This window comes from Fibrobacter sp. UWH1 (assembly GCF_002210365.1).
Lineage (GTDB): Bacteria > Fibrobacterota > Fibrobacteria > Fibrobacterales > Fibrobacteraceae > Fibrobacter.
Window position 1 is genome coordinate 48,701 of record NZ_MWQG01000016.1, and the last position, 17,017, is coordinate 65,717.

At 50.7% G+C, this 17,017-nt stretch carries 10 protein-coding genes and 1 tRNA gene; 5 read left to right on the forward strand and 6 right to left on the reverse strand.

Annotated elements, in window-relative coordinates; all coding sequences use genetic code 11:
• Positions 1-166: 166 nt before the first annotated feature.
• Complete coding sequence (locus B7992_RS08940) at positions 167-1,198, forward strand: hypothetical protein (protein WP_088666088.1); 1,032 nt, start codon at positions 167-169, stop codon at positions 1,196-1,198.
• Between the two features lie 14 nt (positions 1,199-1,212).
• Here the strand turns inward: B7992_RS08940 and B7992_RS08945 are convergent, their stop codons facing one another.
• Complete coding sequence (locus B7992_RS08945) at positions 1,213-3,213, reverse strand: response regulator (RefSeq protein ID WP_139258144.1); 2,001 nt, start codon at positions 3,211-3,213, stop codon at positions 1,213-1,215.
• Positions 3,214-3,336: 123 nt separating this feature from the next.
• Here B7992_RS08945 and uvrA point away from each other — a divergent pair, with 123 nt between their 5' ends.
• The 4 genes from uvrA to B7992_RS08965 all read left to right on the forward strand — a co-directional run bounded on the left by uvrA (position 3,337) and on the right by B7992_RS08965 (position 11,785).
• A complete protein-coding gene (uvrA, locus tag B7992_RS08950) occupies positions 3,337-8,682 on the forward strand; it encodes an excinuclease ABC subunit UvrA (protein ID WP_088666089.1) in 5,346 nt (1,781 codons plus the stop codon).
• A gap of 107 nt (positions 8,683-8,789) precedes the next feature.
• The gene (locus tag B7992_RS08955; protein ID WP_073233599.1) at positions 8,790-11,117 is read left to right on the forward strand and encodes an SUMF1/EgtB/PvdO family nonheme iron enzyme; all 2,328 of its coding nucleotides are present in this window, start codon (positions 8,790-8,792) and stop codon (positions 11,115-11,117) included.
• Positions 11,114-11,692 carry a hypothetical protein gene (locus tag B7992_RS08960; protein WP_088666090.1) on the forward strand — a complete coding sequence of 193 codons (579 nt, stop codon included), beginning with the start codon at positions 11,114-11,116 and terminating at the stop codon, positions 11,690-11,692. The genes B7992_RS08955 and B7992_RS08960 overlap by 4 nt, the downstream gene beginning before the upstream one ends.
• Before the next feature lie 20 nt (positions 11,693-11,712).
• Positions 11,713-11,785: transfer RNA gene (locus tag B7992_RS08965), tRNA-Ala, on the forward strand.
• On the opposite strand, the gene B7992_RS08970 is transcribed toward B7992_RS08965, so the two are convergent.
• The 5 genes from B7992_RS08970 to B7992_RS08990 all read right to left on the reverse strand — a co-directional run bounded on the left by B7992_RS08970 (position 11,786) and on the right by B7992_RS08990 (position 16,959).
• Positions 11,786-13,141, reverse strand: a complete 1,356-nt coding sequence (locus B7992_RS08970) for a hypothetical protein (RefSeq protein ID WP_176421897.1) — start codon at positions 13,139-13,141, stop codon at positions 11,786-11,788.
• Between the two features lie 26 nt (positions 13,142-13,167).
• Positions 13,168-13,590 (reverse strand): hypothetical protein, encoded by a 423-nt coding sequence (locus B7992_RS08975; RefSeq protein WP_073282805.1) that lies wholly within the window; start codon positions 13,588-13,590, stop codon positions 13,168-13,170.
• Between the two features lie 73 nt (positions 13,591-13,663).
• Positions 13,664-15,118 (reverse strand): sigma-54-dependent Fis family transcriptional regulator, encoded by a 1,455-nt coding sequence (locus B7992_RS08980; protein WP_073282802.1) that lies wholly within the window; start codon positions 15,116-15,118, stop codon positions 13,664-13,666.
• A 15-nt stretch (positions 15,119-15,133) separates the two neighbouring features.
• Complete coding sequence (locus tag B7992_RS08985; protein WP_088666092.1) at positions 15,134-16,240, reverse strand: phosphotransferase; 1,107 nt, start codon at positions 16,238-16,240, stop codon at positions 15,134-15,136.
• Entirely contained in the window at positions 16,237-16,959 is a 723-nt protein-coding gene (locus tag B7992_RS08990) for a lipopolysaccharide assembly protein LapB (RefSeq protein ID WP_088666093.1), read from the reverse strand. Before B7992_RS08990 ends, B7992_RS08985 begins: the two co-directional genes overlap by 4 nt.
• Positions 16,960-17,017 lie beyond the last annotated feature (58 nt).

The window sequence follows — 17,017 nt, forward strand, 5'->3', positions numbered from 1 at the left end:
GACAACTCACATCTTGTATCTAACATCTGGCAACTTATATCTGACATCCATCCCCTAGGCTCCATTTCTTACAAATTACTTTTGTTTTGCATAAACTAGTGATAAAAATCACATTTCATATGTATTTTTGCTATCATTGAAACAAACCTGTTTGGAGGTAGTCGGAGTGTTCATTAAAGAAGAAAAGGGTTCCACCCTTTTGTTAAAGCTATTTGCCATTCTGTTCAGCATCTTCATGGTTCTGGCCTATGTATTCCTGCACACTGTCGATGCTACGGGAAAACTAATCTTCCAGAATACTGGAGCCGTCTGCGACGCCAACGCCGTAGGTTACTGCTTCACCATGGAAATCCTATACTTCGCCATTTTAGGAGTCATTGCGGTTCTAGGATTTCTTACAGTCACTCTCACAACATTAGAATGGGCTCTACGTCGAGAATCAGACTCCTCCATTCCTGATTTCTACCGAAATTTCGTAGCGTTCCTAAACTGCATCAAGATCGCTTTGGCAGTTCTCTTCACCACCCTATTCATCAATTATTCTAAAGCCACCTGGGTCATTCCCATCGCCGTATTCGCCTCCCTCATCCTAGACGGTTTCGTTTGGAACAAGCGATGCCGTGAAGTCAACGCCAAACACCAAAGTCTGTTCCTAGACGTGATTACAGAATTCATGAACATCTTTACCACCAAGAGAAGCAGGAATGCAGAAAACATTCCCCACAGACACAGCTTAGTATTCTACGTGGTAGCCACCCTATTCATCATTTTCTGCGTACACGCCATTTCAGGAAACATCAAGCCAGACTTTGGTCAGAACGCCAGGTCCACCATAGAACAAGTTGATCAAGCCAAGGCCGACTCTACCGTCAGCGAAGTCCAGATAGAAGAAGCCAACAAGGCAAAGAAATTCGTCAAGGCCAAAATCCGGGAAAGACGCCGTAAAAAAATCGAGGCTGCCAGAATCCGTGCCCTAAGAGAAGCGGAGAAATCTCAAGAAACTTCCAGTACAGAAGACAACGACGAAGATACGAATAACGAAGTGCAAAACGACGAGGAATCAGGCAACACCGCAACCAACAGCGAAGAAGCCGATAGCTCAGAAACCCACACTCCCGTTGCAGCAAGTTCTATTCCAGCAGTAAATACTGCCGCCAACACAACTTCAGATGACGACGATGATGAGGACTGGTGGTAATCCAGCCTCATTTTTTACTTGCCCAGAACTCTTACGATTTCTCTGTAGAGTTTATCCAACTCAATGGGTTTTGAGGTAAAGCCGTTCATACCCGCATCATAGGCTTTTTTACGGTCTTCGTCAAAGACATTTGCGGTCATAGCGATAATGGGGATGCTCGCCCTGGCAGGATTCGTCATATTGCGGATACGTCGGGTCGCCTCGACGCCATCCATATGAGGCATCTGAACATCCATCAAGATAAAATCGTAATTAAAAGGCTCTAGGTTCTGAACAACAGAAACGCACTTGACTCCGTCTTCTACAAAATCAACTTCGAAGCCCATTTCATGCAACAGCTCACCGGCAATTTCACGGTTCAGTTCGTTATCTTCAGCCACAAGAATTCGCATTCCCTTTAGGCGAGATACATCAAGGTCTGCATTTTCTTTCTGCGAGCATTCAAATTTATCAATAACCTTTAGAGGTACCTTGATCGATATTTTTGTACCCTTACCTAATTGACTTTCTACGTTGATGGATCCGTTCATCAGGTCAACCAATTTCTTGGTAATGCCCATTCCCAGGCCAGTGCCCAAAATACGGTTTTCGGTAACGCTCTTTTCGCGAGAGAAACTATCAAAAATATGAGGAATAAAATCCTCGGAAATTCCAATTCCTGAATCTTCCACAATAGTTTCAAACAGGCGGATCCCTTCCTGTTCATGGGGGTAATCCCTGACAGAAATCCTGATACGGCCCCCTTCGGGAGTATACTTGACGGCATTGCTGATCACATTCAGCAGAATTCCCTGAATCTTGGTCATATCGCAAAGAACGTAAGGATGATCGGGATAAATTTCATCTGTCACCACAATCTTTTTCTTGCGATATTCTTCATCAAAGACCGCTCTAATCTGCGACGCAATGTCGAAAAGATTTGTCGGTTTTTCGTTCACGGATGTGGCTCCGCTTTCGATTCGCGCCATTTCAAGAACTTCATTAATGAGGTTCAGCAGATAGGACCCAGCGCCCTTGATCTTATTGGCATAGGATTTGATCAATTCAGGATCGTCGCTATGTTTTTCCAAGAGGTTTGCAAAACCCAGAATGGCATTCATGGGCGTTCGGATATCGTGGCTCATGTTGAAGAGGAAGGTACTCTTGGATTTGTTGGCTTGTTCTGCAACTCTCAAGGACTCTTCTAGCAAAGCCTCTTGCTTCTTTGCTTCGTCTTCACAAGCGACACCGATGACAATCACTTCAAAATTTTCGGCGTTGCCAAGTCGAACCGCCTTGAACAGGTAGAAGTGCGGTTCCCCATTCAACACCATACGATAATGATAGGAGAATGTTCCCTCCTCACGCATCACTCTTACCAGGTTGCTGAACTCGCATGTCTTAAGCATGTCTTCTCGATCTGCTTCATAGACATTGTTCTGGATGTAAGCCCCCATAATGTTTTCGTAAAGGGGAGCATTCTGTATGGTCTGCTGAACACCCACGGCCTTTTCAGAATATCGGAAGGTTCGAGCCTCACGGGTTTTGGCATTTACGGTAAAGATATTGGTAAAGTTTTCAGCCAGAACGTTGATGATTCCTACCTGCAGGTAGCTTTCCCTTCGGGTCTGGTCGATATTTTCTACAACACACAGAACCTTTTCCAGAAGTCCGTTAGCCTGCCTGGTCACCGCAATAAATCGACAACGGCACCAACCCATGGTACAGCTAAGAAACTCAAGAGCAATCTGATTGACGTCCTTCAACCTTTCATCTAAGGTTTCAATATCACTAAACAGTGACACCTCGTTCCTAGAAATCGGGTCTGTCAAAATACCCAGAACAAAGGGAAGGAGTCTTCGAATATCTTGATTACCGAATTTTTGAATAATGGCATCAATATTCGGCGTGGTCTTAACCGGTTCAAAGGTAAAGTCCAGCATGTTCAAGATATGCATCGACACGTAAGAAGACGCCGTCGCCTGCAAGACCAGCTCCAGCATTTCACGTTCGTTGTTCTGCTCTACATTATCCATAATACTAATGATACATTCAAACAATTAAAATGATCCATCAAGTCTTCAATTTCCATTATCCAATATGGCTTATTTAGCCCACAAGTCATTGATTTCTATTCAAATGTTCACTATATTTGAGGTATGACAAAGTCCATCGACATCCGCGACGCTCACGAGCATAACCTCCGACATGTAAGTCTATCCATTCCCCGCGACTCCATCGTAGTCGTCACCGGCGTTTCGGGCTCGGGAAAATCCAGCCTGGCCTTCGATACGGTGTTCCAGGAAGGGCAGCGTCGTTTCGTGGAATCCCTTTCAGCTTATGCCCGCCAGTTTATTGGACGGATGAAGCGCCCCGAAGTGGAAAGTGTCCGCGGCATTTCTCCCACCATCAGCATCGACCAGAAAACGGTGAACCGAAACCCACGTAGTACCGTGGGAACAGTGGTAGAAATCCTGGACCATTACCGCCTACTTTTTGCACGCCTTGGCGTGCCTCATTGCCCTAAGTGTGGACGCGTAATCCAGGCGCAAACGGTAGACCAGATTGTTGATAATCTCTATGCCGGGGACGAAGGAAAACAGCTGACAGTCATGGCCCCCATTGTACAGGAACGTAAGGGCGAATACCGCAAGGAGCTGGCAGAGCTTAAGGAGAAGGGCTTTGTTCGCGCCCGTGTAGACGGGGTGATTTATAGAATTGAAGAAGTGCCGCAATTGGTGCGATACGAGAAGCATACCATCGAAGCGGTGATTGACCGCCTAGTTCTAGAACGCAAGAACATGAGCCGCCTCCGCGAAGCCCTGGAAGGGGCGTTAAAGTTGACCGAAGGTAAACTGGTGAGTTTCTTGTTCGGTGCTACCGGTGCAACGGGTTCTGCAGAAGTTTCTGGTGCGAACGGCGCCGAGGAATACCGCCTGCAGGGTACGCTGCTAGCTTGCCCCAAGTGCAACATCTCCATCCCGGAACTGGAACCGCGATTCTTCAGTTTTAACGATCCCAAGGGGCAATGCCCCGCTTGCCGCGGTCTCGGAGAAAGCTGCAAGTTCGACGTAAATCTGGTAGTTCCCGACAAGACATTGTCCTTGAAGCAGGGAGCCCTAGCCTGCCAGAAGAAGGACGATGGCAATATCATCTTTAGCGATTTCGGCTGGCGCAACTTGCGAACCATCGCCAACGAAATGAAGTTTACGTTTGACACGCCTTGGAACAAGCTGAAAAAGGAACAGCAGGATGCCATTCTGTACGGCACTCCTAGCGGCAGCGAACGAGGCGTCATCAGCATCATGCAGGAACTGTGGGACATGTGGCATATTTTCCACTTCCGCAAGTTCATGGAAATTGGAGTCTGCCCCGAATGCAAGGGCACCCGCATTAACCCCATCGCCAACGCCGTAGATTTTCACGGTCATAACATTACGGAACTGACCGACTGGTCTGTAGAAAAGTCTGTAGAATTTTTCGACAATTTGAAGTTGAGCGAAAAGGAATTGCGAATCGGCAAGGAAGTGCTGAAGGAGATTCGCGGCCGTCTGAGTTTCTTGAATGCGGTGGGTCTTGGTTACCTGAACATTTCTCGCAAGGCCTCTACCTTGAGCGGCGGCGAGGCACAGCGAATTCGCCTGGCCAGTGCTGTGGGCGCCGGGCTTCAAGGTGTGCTGTACGTTCTTGACGAACCCAGTATCGGTTTGCACCCCCGCGACAACGACAAGCTGCTGGGAATGCTGGAACATTTGAGAGCCCAGGGCAACAGCCTGATTGTGGTGGAACACGACGAAGACACCATGCGTCACGCCGATTGCGTCATTGACGTGGGCCCCGGCGCCGGTGTAGAAGGCGGACGAATCATCGCCGCAGGAACCGTTGATGAACTAGAAAAGAATAAAGCTTCTCTCACAGGCGCATACCTGAGCGGACGTAAGGCAATCGAGATTCCTGCAGAACGGAAGAAAATTACCAAGGACACCCCGAAACTGAAGGTGTGCGGAGCCGCCGAGAACAATCTGAAAAACATCGATGTGGAATTTCCGCTGGACGGCGCCCTCACGGTGGTAACCGGCGTTTCGGGTTCCGGCAAGAGCACCTTGGTTAATCAGATTTTGCGTCGTGAACTGGCCCGCGTATTCTTCAACTCCGAAGAACCTGTGGGAAAGTTCGACCACATGGAAGGCCTCGAAAATATCGACAAGGTCATTGAAATCGACCAGACACCCATTGGCCGCACCCCCCGCAGCAATCCTGCCACCTACACAAAAATCTGGGACGACATCCGCGACCTTTTCGCCAGCATGGAAGAAAGCAAGATCCGCGGTTACAGCAAGAGCCGATTCAGCTTTAACGTGAAAGGCGGCCGCTGCGATGCCTGCGAAGGTGCCGGCGTAAAAGTAGTGGACATGCACATTCTGCCTTCTGTCCAGGTGACCTGCGAAGTCTGTAACGGCAAGCGTTTTAATGACGCCACCCGCGAAGTTTATTATAAGGGCAAGAATGTTTCCGAAATTCTAGACATGAGCATCAGCGAAGCCGCAGAATTTTTCAAGGACATTTCCAAAATCGCCCAGCCGCTGAATCTGCTTTGCGAAGTGGGCCTTGGTTACCTGACCTTAGGACAGCCCTCCACAACCTTGAGCGGCGGCGAAGCACAACGTATCAAGATCGCTTCTGAACTGCGCAGGCCCGGTACCGGCAAGACCCTTTATCTGTTAGACGAACCGACCACAGGTCTCCATTTCGAAGACATCCGCAAGCTCATGGAATGTCTGAACCGCTTGCGCAGCCTGGGCAACAGCGTCATCATTATCGAACACAATCTTGACGTAATCAAGTGCGCCGACTGGATTATCGACCTGGGCCCCGATGCAGGCATTCACGGCGGAAAGATTATCGCCACCGGCACACCGGAACAAATCGCCAAATGCAAGAAGTCAGAAACAGGCCGCTACCTGGCTCCGGTACTGGCAAAAAAACACGGCGAGAACGTTCCTGTCAGCCAGATGGGAGCCGTTGCCGAAAACCGCGCCATCTATAACGCAGCCGCCAAGAAGGCGGGAGTTGACGGCCCTTCCCTTGACATCGAAGTTCGAGGCGCCCGCAAGCACAACCTCAAGAACATTGACGTTACCATTCCCCGCCACAAACTGACGGTGGTAACAGGCGTTAGCGGCTCCGGAAAATCCAGCCTGGCATTCCATACTTTGTTCAACGAAGGCCAGCGTCGCTTTGTGGAAACCCTCAGCACTTACGCCCGACGATTCCTGGGCCGCCCCGACCGCGGAAGCATCGATTCCATTACAGGTCTCGCCCCCGCCATCGCCATCGACCAGAAAAGCGCCAGCAAGAGCCCTCGCAGCACCGTGGCCACCCTCACCGAAATCTACGATTACTTCCGTATTTTCTGGTCCCGGGCAGGAACGCCCCACTGCCTCCATTGCGGCAAGCCCGTGGATTCCTATGCCGCCGGCGACTTGATCCAATTGGCCTTCAGCCGCGACCTGAACAAGATGGTTACCGTCCTCGCCCCCTTCCAGGTAAAGGACATCCTGAAACTTTCAAAAATTTTGACAGAAAAGGGATACCGCAAGGTGTACATGGGCGACCAGCTGGTAGAATTGCCGCTGCCCAAGATTCCCACCCGCGAAAAACAGGTGCTGGCCATTGTGGACCAGGTTGTCGTCAAGGAAGATAACCGAGCCCGACTGGTCGAAGCCTTTGAAAGGGCTTACCGCGACGGGAACGGCATCCTGTACATGGACTGCGAAGGGGAAGAACGTCTTTCCGCCAGCGAAAAACCGGGTTGCCCTGAATGCGGCTGGTACATGGACAGCGCCCTGAATCCCAAGTTCTTCAGTTTCAACACCCACTGGGGTGCCTGCGAAACCTGCCTTGGCCTTGGTTACCTAAAAGACGGCAAGAAGGACTCCCCCAAGGAATGCCCCAGCTGCCATGGAGAACGTCTAAAGCCGGAATATCTTGCCGTACGAATCAACGGCAAGAACATCATGGACGTTCATCACATGAGTATCGCCAATGCCCGTGACTGGTTCGCCAACGTGAACTTCGACAACGACAAGAACGCCGAAGGCAAGCGCACCGTAGCAGAGCCCTTGCTCCGCGAAATCATCGGCCGCCTGGACTTCCTGAAATCTGTGGGTCTGGGATACATCGGCCTGGACCGCGCCGGCGACACCCTGAGCGGTGGCGAATCCCAGCGTATCCGCCTAGCAAGCCAGATCGGCAGCGGCCTAGAAGGTGTGCTATACGTTCTGGACGAACCCACCGTCGGTCTTCACGAAAGTGACACCGCAAAACTGCTAGACACCTTGTACCGACTCCGCGACCTGGGCAACACATTGGTGGTTGTTGAACACGACCAGAAGATGATGGAAGCCGCCGACCACATTATCGATATGGGTCCTGGCGCAGGCGACTTCGGTGGCGAAGTGGTAGCCGAAGGTTCCCCCACCTTGCTGGCCAAGCCTTACGCCCTGCAGCAATTCCCCCGCAGTGAAACCGTAAAGTTCCTAACCCACCAAACCCCCGTGGCCAACGAAGTGGCCCCCATCCGCATTACCGACTCCACGGAATTCTATACATTTAGCAGTCTCTGCCACAACAACCTCAAGAACCTTTCCGTAAAGTTCCCCAAGAGCGCCGTCAGCGTAGTCTGCGGAGTTTCCGGTTCCGGCAAGAGTTCCCTGGTCATGGACGAGATTTACCCCGCCCTCAAGAAAAAATTCCAGGCCCGCGGAAAGAAAAAGCAAACTGGGGAAGTACTTCTGGTAGACCAGAGCCCCATTTCGGGCACTCCCCGCAGTACCCCCGCCAGCTTTACCGGCGTATTCGACGATATCCGCAAACTGTTCGCCAAGCTGGAACAGTCCAAGGTCAAGGGCTTTGACTATGGCCGATTCAGCTATAACCTGGCCAGAGGCCGCTGCGAAGCCTGCGAAGGGCGAGGCGCCATCTCCGTAGAAATGCACTTCCTTTCAGACATCTGGGAACCCTGCGAAGTTTGCGGTGGCAAGCGTTACAACCAGGAAACCCTAACCGTCACTTTCAAGGGGAAGAACATCGCCGACGTCCTGGACATGCGCGTGGTTGAAGCCTGTGAATTCTTCAAGGACCAACCCAAGATTTTGCCCAAGCTGGAATGCCTCCGTGATGTGGGCTTACCCTACGTCAAGTTAGGACAGCCCGTAACCACCCTCAGCGGCGGCGAGTCACAACGCCTAAAACTGGCAGCGGAACTGGCCAAACGTCCCGCCACCGAAATGGTGTACCTGTTAGACGAACCCACCACCGGCCTCCACCTAAAAGATATCCAGATTCTATGGAACCTGCTACGCAGACTTTCTGCCCGTGGCGACACGGTAATCGTCATCGAGCACCACCCCGACATTATCCGTCTGGCCGACTGGAAGGTGGAATTGGGCCCCGTAGGCGGATCTGAAGGCGGACATTTGTTGGAAATGGGCATTAATGAATAGAAATTAGAGCTCTCATTTTATGATTTTACACAAAAAAGTTATTTTTATGTAATAAAATTGCGATGTTTTAGAACATCTCTAAAAGAGCTTTGATTAGAGGAGAAAATATGAAGTTTTCACACCTGTGCGCCCGCTGTTTGCCGCTCTTGATGCTGCTCCCAGCACTCTCCATGGCAGACAGTGACCGCAACTACAAGATTGCTCCCAACCTGTTCAAGAAAGGCGTAGGAATGCATGAAGTGGCAGACATGCCCATCGTGCGTGAAGGCGGGCTCTCCATTTCTGAAACGCCGACCATTCCTCTTAAGTCCAACACCATCTACCTCCGTCAGAAAAAGGGTCCCAAGGAATACCACTGGTTCTCTGGTCAGCTGGATGTCAACAACTTTACCCGACTCCACGCTTTCAGCCTTAAGGAAAATTACCTGAAATCCTCCGAAGTCATCGGTATGCGTTTTTACGGTTCTTCCAACACCAAGGCATTCCAGGATGAATCAGACATCTACTTTGACAAGGAATACATATACTCTCCCCGCGTCCCCAAGCTGTTCTTCCGCAAGAATGACCGCTGGCAGATGCTCAAGGAAACGGACCTTCCCGGCGTAATCAATATCAGCTCTCCAATAAAGGACCTGCAGACCACATCCATCACCATCAAGATGGTGGACTCGGTACCTTCCAGAATCTACCCTGTCAAGCCGGGTATGTACGCCTTCGCCTTTAGCGCTCCGGACTACCTCCCCTATGTAGACGCCGTTTATGTTCCTAGCGGAAGTGTTGTGGAACTGAAACCGGAATTGATCGCAGTTGATACCACAGCCATCAATCCGCCCAAGACAACCGTCACCCTAGATAGCGTTGCCGCAGCCAGGACTCTGGAACAGACTGAATACCTGTACGATAAGCTCACATACGAACTGCAGCGTAACGTAGACCTGGTAGACACAAACGAATTTTCAAAGATTTACCCCACCCCCAGGCGTCCCCTGACCTTGAACATCGCCGAAGACGAACAGCCCTACCACGACTACATGGTAAGATTCAAGCAGAAGCGTCTTGAAGCTCTAGACTTATGGCGTTCCAGCAAGATGGGTCCCGCTAGACTGGTAAACAAGGCCCTCCGTCGTAAGCTGGACAGCCTGCAGGCCCTCCCTCTTCGAGGAGCCATGATCCCTTCGAAAATGGAACCGGTTTACGGAATTGACCCTGCAACAAACGAAAAGGCCGTCGTGGGCATCCGAGTTTTTCTGGGCAAGGACCATGAACGTTACGACGTTTCCTGGAACGGCTATGTAGACGGATACACTCCCGATTCTCTTTACGCCATGATCGTTGCAGGCGCCAGCGTCCGCGCCATCATCACCCTCGAAAACAACAAGCCCGTCTGGCATTACCAGGAAGGCCTGCTCAAAGGTCGCTACCAGTATCGCTACTCAAAGCTGGAACTGGAAATAGATAAGAACATCCTGCCCAGCCACGGTAGTTTTGAACTGCCGGGCTACATCTTCGATATGACCGAAGTCCAGGACTGGCTCAACCGCCCCATAGAACCTCCTCCTCAGGAAATCAGCGAGGAACGCAAGGTTGAAACCGCCAAGGCCGACGAAGGCTTCCATCTAGAAGTCAACGCCAACGCTCCCCGCATTATCAGAGACAAGATCCGTGGCTCCGTGGCACTCATTGACTCGGGGGCCTTTCGTTATTACGGCAAAGTCGTTAGCATGTCTCCTTTCGCCATCCACACCACTGAAGTGACGCAGCAGATGTTCAAGGAAGTCATGGCCAAGATCGACTCCACCCAGAGAATTGAAGACCGTTCCACCTTCCTGGCCCCCCGCAAACCGGTACACAACATCAACTGGGAAGACGCCCGCAAGTTCTGCCAGGCTATTGGTGGTGACCTGCCCACTGAAGCCCAGTGGGAATTTGCAGGCCGAGCCGACAACAACGAAGGCTCCCTGTGGAATCTAGATGAAAATCCCAACGTGAACATCTATGCTGTCTATCGCGACAATTCCTACAAGAAAGGCAAGAGCAGTTTTGACTACGGTCCCCAGCCGGTCAGTTCCAAGAAGCCCAATCAATGGGGACTCTACGACATGTCCGGTAACGTGGCAGAATGGACTCTCGACAGCTACTCCATGTTCTCGTTCTGGGTTGAAGATTCTAACCCCACCGGTTCCATGATGGGCTCCAACAAGGTTTACAAGGGTGGTTCCTGGAAAGACAAGGAATCCGTTCTGAACCTGACCGAACGCGATGATGAAGACCCCCGTTACTGGTCTGACGCAATCGGTTTCCGTTGCGCATTTTCCAGAAGCATCTTCGATATGCGCGAAGTCGATGCAGCCCCCGCCGCAACCGAACCCGAAAAGACCATGAATAACGCTCTAGGCGGAGAAACCTCCTGGACACCTTTCGCAGGTAGTAAATGACAAAGTCTGAAACTCGCAACAGCAGAGAGATGAGATTCTTCAAGAAGATCACAGCCATCCCCTACCTGCTGGTGATCCTTGCCTTTCTGATGCCTATGGCTAACGTATCCTGCAATGACGACAAGGTCATCGCAGAGCCGACCCTCTATGAGCTTGCCACAGGTCTCGACCTGGAACAAGAACTGAAAGAACCGGCTCTTGGCACCCTGAAGAAAATGCAGGCTGGTAATCCCAAGGCTATGGACAAGTTCAAGGAGACCATACCCGAGTTTCCAAAGTTACCTACCATGCCAGTACTTTACGCCTTATTAGTCGGAGCGGTCCTGGCAGCAGCGTTCGCCTTGATTACCCCGCTAGGCTCCATCACAATCGGCATGCTTACCATGGTCGCCTCGTGGGCCTTTGTCGCCCAGCTAAGTAAACTAAACGCAGCCATGGGCATTCCCCTACTTAAGGTAGAACCGGGAATCGGCCTTCATGCAGCATCAGCCCTGATTCTTATCGGAACGGCAATGAATCTAGCCTCGATCATCAGACCGATTATCGAAGACTTCAAATCACGCAAGAAGAAATAATTTTATCTTGTGCAAAACCTGGGGATATAGCTCAGTTGGTAGAGCAACTGGTTCGCAATCAGTAGGTCATGGGTTCGACTCCCACTATCTCCATTAGAAATTCCATTTAACGCCAGTCTTGATTTCTGAAAGGAAACCGCTCTTGGCGTAAATGCCTTTATAGTAGATCGGCAAGTCATACCAACGGTAAAGCATTTCCATACCTAGGTAGACCGTAAGCCAACTGGGAGCCCAAGACAAGGTCGCTCCCCATACCCCACTGAACTTTTTAAGTTGTTCATAATCATCGTCTGGACCGGCAACCACAACACCATAGTACAGGTTCATTACGCCTTCCAGCGTAATTTTTGTGCGGAACTTATAGGATAATTTTGAACGCAGGGAAGGTCCAATCCACTTGCCATAAGACTTGTACATGGGAACATCAATAGATACCGTAGAAGAGGAGTCCCCCAAGTTTTCCTCGAACGCCCCCCATCCATTGGGGTTTCCATTGAAGGGATTATCCCCCCAAGGATTTTCATTGTCATAAAATCCGCCATAACCGTTATAACCGCCATAGCCTCCCATATAAGACGGAGCATTCCACCCATCAGAAAATTCCCAATTATTGAATCCGCCATTAAAGGGGTCCTCATTATTGAAACCGTCCATCTCATCGTAAGCAGCATTGTACGCCGCCTCGTAATCAGCCATGTAACGTTTGACGTCCACAACGGAGTCTGCCTCAAGGCGCACGCCCAGGTAGACATTTCCATTCCATCCGTACACAGAAGAACGATGCCAAGATCCATACACGGCGAAAGATAGGGGACCATCTGTATCGTAGTATCCCCAGAGAGCCGCCCCTACCCGCTGTTTTTCAAACTTAAAGAAATCCTTTTCTAACCAGGAATAAAAAGAAGGGGAAAAACTTTCATTTGGGGCCGTATTAAAATCCACGCCCATATCAAGAACAAAAGTTGGCGCCACCAACACATATTCCAAGCCAAGAGTCAGTTTCCAGTCGCTGGTATCCAGAGCGGGCATATCCTCATTATCAAAGAACCAGTCCGTCATAGCGGAAACGCCAAGGGAATGGATATAATCGCCAACCGCATAATCGGCAAAAGAGGAAAGGGTAAAGAACAGGTCACCGCCATCTTCGCTTATTTTTTCGACCCAGCCACTCTCTGTGTAATGAAGACCGTAAAAACCAAGGTCTCCCAAAAAACGGAACGACAAAGAAGAACTTCTGTCAGAAACAAGTACTTCCGACGAATCAGTAAAGTCCAGCGCCAGTTTATACTGATTTATAATTTCCTGGATTTCTTCGGTATAGGGACCAGGTATAAGTACGGCCTCTTCAAAGGCTGTCAAGGCTTCGGTTAGATTACCAGCCTCCTCAGCCTGCATGGCACGGTAATATGCCGCCTGCTGAGTCTCGGCCCAAAGCGCAGACACAAGCAATAGAACAACTACCGCCAGCGAACGCATTAATAGCGGTGGCGATCCCCCTCAAAACCGGGACCGCGATTTTCTCGCTGAGGATAACCGTACTGAGACTCAGGACGCTCATAAAAAGGGTTGCGCTCGCGAGATTGATTTTTTGGGAATTCCCCCTCAAAGTGAGCATTTTCGTCCCGCTTTTTCACCGTGTTCTGACGGAAATTTTGTTTTTCCATTGAAGAACGACCTCGCAAATCAGAGAGAATCTGTTCACGGGCCTTACGTCTTTCGGCACGCATCTTCTGCCAGTCTTCACTTTCCTTCGCACCCAAATCTGGCGTTTCTTTCGAAATTTCAGCTCTTTCGGCGGGGGTCGGGACAGAAGACATCGGACGCATCGAAGACTCGGCACCGAAACTCAGCGCCGCAGCCATCATCAGTATCGAAATGAAAGTGTTCTTATTCATCATCTTACTTTCGCAATATCCGTGCCAACTATCCGTTTAGGCAAAACCCTTTCATAGGTCTGCCAAAATATAACAACTAGTTCTTGAAGTCTTCCTTATGCATTCCCAGACGTTCCATAATTTCGCGCAACACCTTGCGGTCAATTCCCAAAATGGATGCGGCCAGGGTAAGATTTGCGTTACTATCCCGCAGGGCCCTGCCAATAACTTCACGATCCACCGCCTCGCGGGCCTCCTTCAGAGATCTGGGAGAATCCTTGACTTGAGCCTGCATGTCGTCCAATCCCAGGTCCTTAGGCTGCACCACGCCATGAACAGCCTGCACCAAGGCCTTCTGAATCTTGTTTTCCAGTTCGCGGACATTGCCCGGCCAGTAATAACTGAGCATGGCCTTTTCTGCATTACGGCTCAGACGGAACTTACCGCGGCCATATTCCGCACCATATCGGGTCAGAAATTCCTGTGCCAGCAGAACCACATCCTGTTCGCGGTCACGCAAGGCGGGCATCACCACAGGCATCACCTGGATTCTAAAATACAAGTCTTCCCTAAAGCGCTTTTCCTTGACGGCTGTTTCCAGGTCTACGTGGGTCGCACTGATCACGCGGACATTTACAGGAATTTCGCGATTGTCACCTACACGGGTAATATGCTTTTCCTGCAGAACGCGTAAAAGTTTAACCTGCATGTTCATAGGCAACTCGCCAATCTCATCCAGGAAAATCGTGCCGCCGTCAGCCTCTTCGAAGAAACCCTTGCGAGTTTCAATAGCTCCGGTAAAGGAACCCTTGGCATGTCCAAACAGCAAAGATTCCATCAAGTGTTCCGGAATGGCGCCGCAGTTCACTGCAATAAAGGGCTTGTCGCTGCGGGGGCTATGCTTATGGATATAGCGGGCAATGACCTCCTTCCCCGTACCCGTTTCGCCACGGACAATCACGGGCAACGGCAAAGTGGCCAATTTATCGGCCAGGGCAATCAGGTCCGACATGACCTTGCTGGAGTACACCACCCCGTCCTTGTGAACAACATTCTTCAAGACATCCAGCGATTCCTTATCGCGGAGCCTGTCAAACATGGCAAAGGCAAACTTTTCGCACACCGCCACAAAGGAGTCAAAAAGTTGACTGTCGTCTTCCGTAAAAGGTTCCTCGCGGGCGGCACGCTGCAAGTACAGATATCCCGCCTCGGATTCAGGCGTGCGGAACGGCGACACCATAATGCTGGTCAGCTGATTCTGCACAATGGACTTGGAAAGGTCAGCGTTTTCGTCATCCAGCTGGTTCCACACCACGGCCCGCTTTTCGGCCTTGGCCAGCCTTACGGCAGAAATAGAAATCGCCACCGACTCAGGGTTGCTCAGGTGGAGCGGCTTTTCGCCACCAATATCCAGCACAGCGGCATCGGCATGAAGGACCCCGCGGGCCACTTCAAGAATTTTCGGGAAAAGACTCTCGGGCTGCTCCTCATCCAAAAGAGTCTTCACCACATCCAACATTTTTTCCGTGGCAAGCATCGATTCAGATTTCATGAGCACCTCTATAAGCTATGGATTAACTTCCGAAGCAGGCAGATCCTTCAGTTCCAGATTCCTGGAATTTTCAAGAACCATGGAAGCCACATCATCGATATCTGGATTCCGGTCCCCAAAAACAAGGACAGCCACTACAATCAATAATATAAGTCCTAAGCCGCACAAAACCGATAGTTTCACTGGGAATTTTTTTCCCACTCCCTGGGCAACATGATAGGGAAATGGGCAAAAATCCGAGGGTTCCGAAAAGGCCGGAACATTTTGTAGCATTTTTTCAACTCGTCCGGCAAGATTCTGCTTGTTCTTTAGGATCGCAATTTCACCACCGCATACCTTATAAAGGGCAATCTCAAGGACTTCGTCCAGTTCGTCAAAATCCTCAAAGCGTTCCTCCGGACTATTCCGCAAAAGTCCCGTCCAGATCGGTTCGAGAGCCGCCAGTTCTCCAGGAAAAAAAATCCCGGTTTCATAAAGTTTTTCGGTAGGTTTCAACTCAACAAATGGATCGAGACTGTCCAACTTTCCGGTCGTCTTCAAGACAACATCCGTCTCAACCAAGTCCCTTCCGCAGATCCAGTGGTACAGCAGCAAGCCAAGACTATACATGTCGGATCGGGCATCTGAGGTTCGACCGCGGAACCGTTCGGGCGCCGCATAGGCATACGCCCCAAGACCCACCAGCCCAAAGTCAATAAGGACAGTATCTCCAGTTGCAGTCAAAAGAACGTTAGACGGACTCAGGTCTCCATGATGGGAGCCTTTTTCGCTTAACGCAGACAAGGTTTTTGCCACCTGCCGCAGGGCCACTAGCGCCTCCGCCACAGGAATTACATCAAACTCCGCCGATGCCACCCCATCAATAAATTCATAGAGAACATAGGGCGTACCCTCCCGCTCTCCAAACTCCAGAATCCGGTAAAGACCGTCCACAGGACTGTTTGCAATCGAAGAAATCACGCTCCCGTCAAAGCGGGCATGGGACTTGTACCATTTCAGCACAAGGTTGCCGCGGCCCTCCACCGAAAGCCCATAGACGCAGGCCTCCCCGCCCTCATGAAGCAAGAAGCACCTGGTCGCCGAATCCAACAGGGACTTTTTAGGGAACCTCACCTCGGTCATAGTTCCCCAGACAAGACCATGGCCTTCAGAGAGTCTTCAGCCACCCGGGTCCAGCGCAGCAAATCCTCATGATCGGGAGCCTTCTCCAGCCCCATAGACCAGATATCCCAGGCCGATTCCACATCGCCCTCTTCCCAGTAGACATTGCCCAGGTTCACATAGGCCGAAATAAAATCCGGGTCGTGTGTCACGATATGGATAAAAATCTTCTTGGCCTGTTCCAAATCGTTCCCCCGTCCCCGATGGGAAAGTATCAGCCCCTTCAGATTGTAGCTGAAGTAGTTGACGCTATCCAGCTGAATCGACTGGTCCAACAACGGAAGCACATTGGCCCCCTCGTTTTGGGCCAAGGTCGCACGGGCCAGGTAAAAAAGGCAGGTCGAATAGTTAGCGTTAATCCGTCCGCTGCTATCCACTCTAGAAAGGATCTTGAATTCACGGGCGGCTCGACTCCACAGGTCAAAAGACGGAAGCCGCAGACGTTCCCCATCTTCAGCAGTAGTATAATAAGATAGAGCCAGGCCATAACGGGCATCCCGATTAGCCGGATCTTCGTCAAGAGCCTTCGAAAAATTGGAAATGGCCCGTTCAAAGTCGCCGATACGCAGGGCCGCATTGCCGCGGGCGACATAATCGTCCACGCAGGCCGCCAGATACAAAGCGACCATGGCAAGAACTGCAGACACCCAACCTGCATTTTTATGAACACGCCCTAACATTATAGCTCTAAGATAATAAAAGCAAAGCCCCCCGCCATGGCGGGAGGCCTTTTAAGCT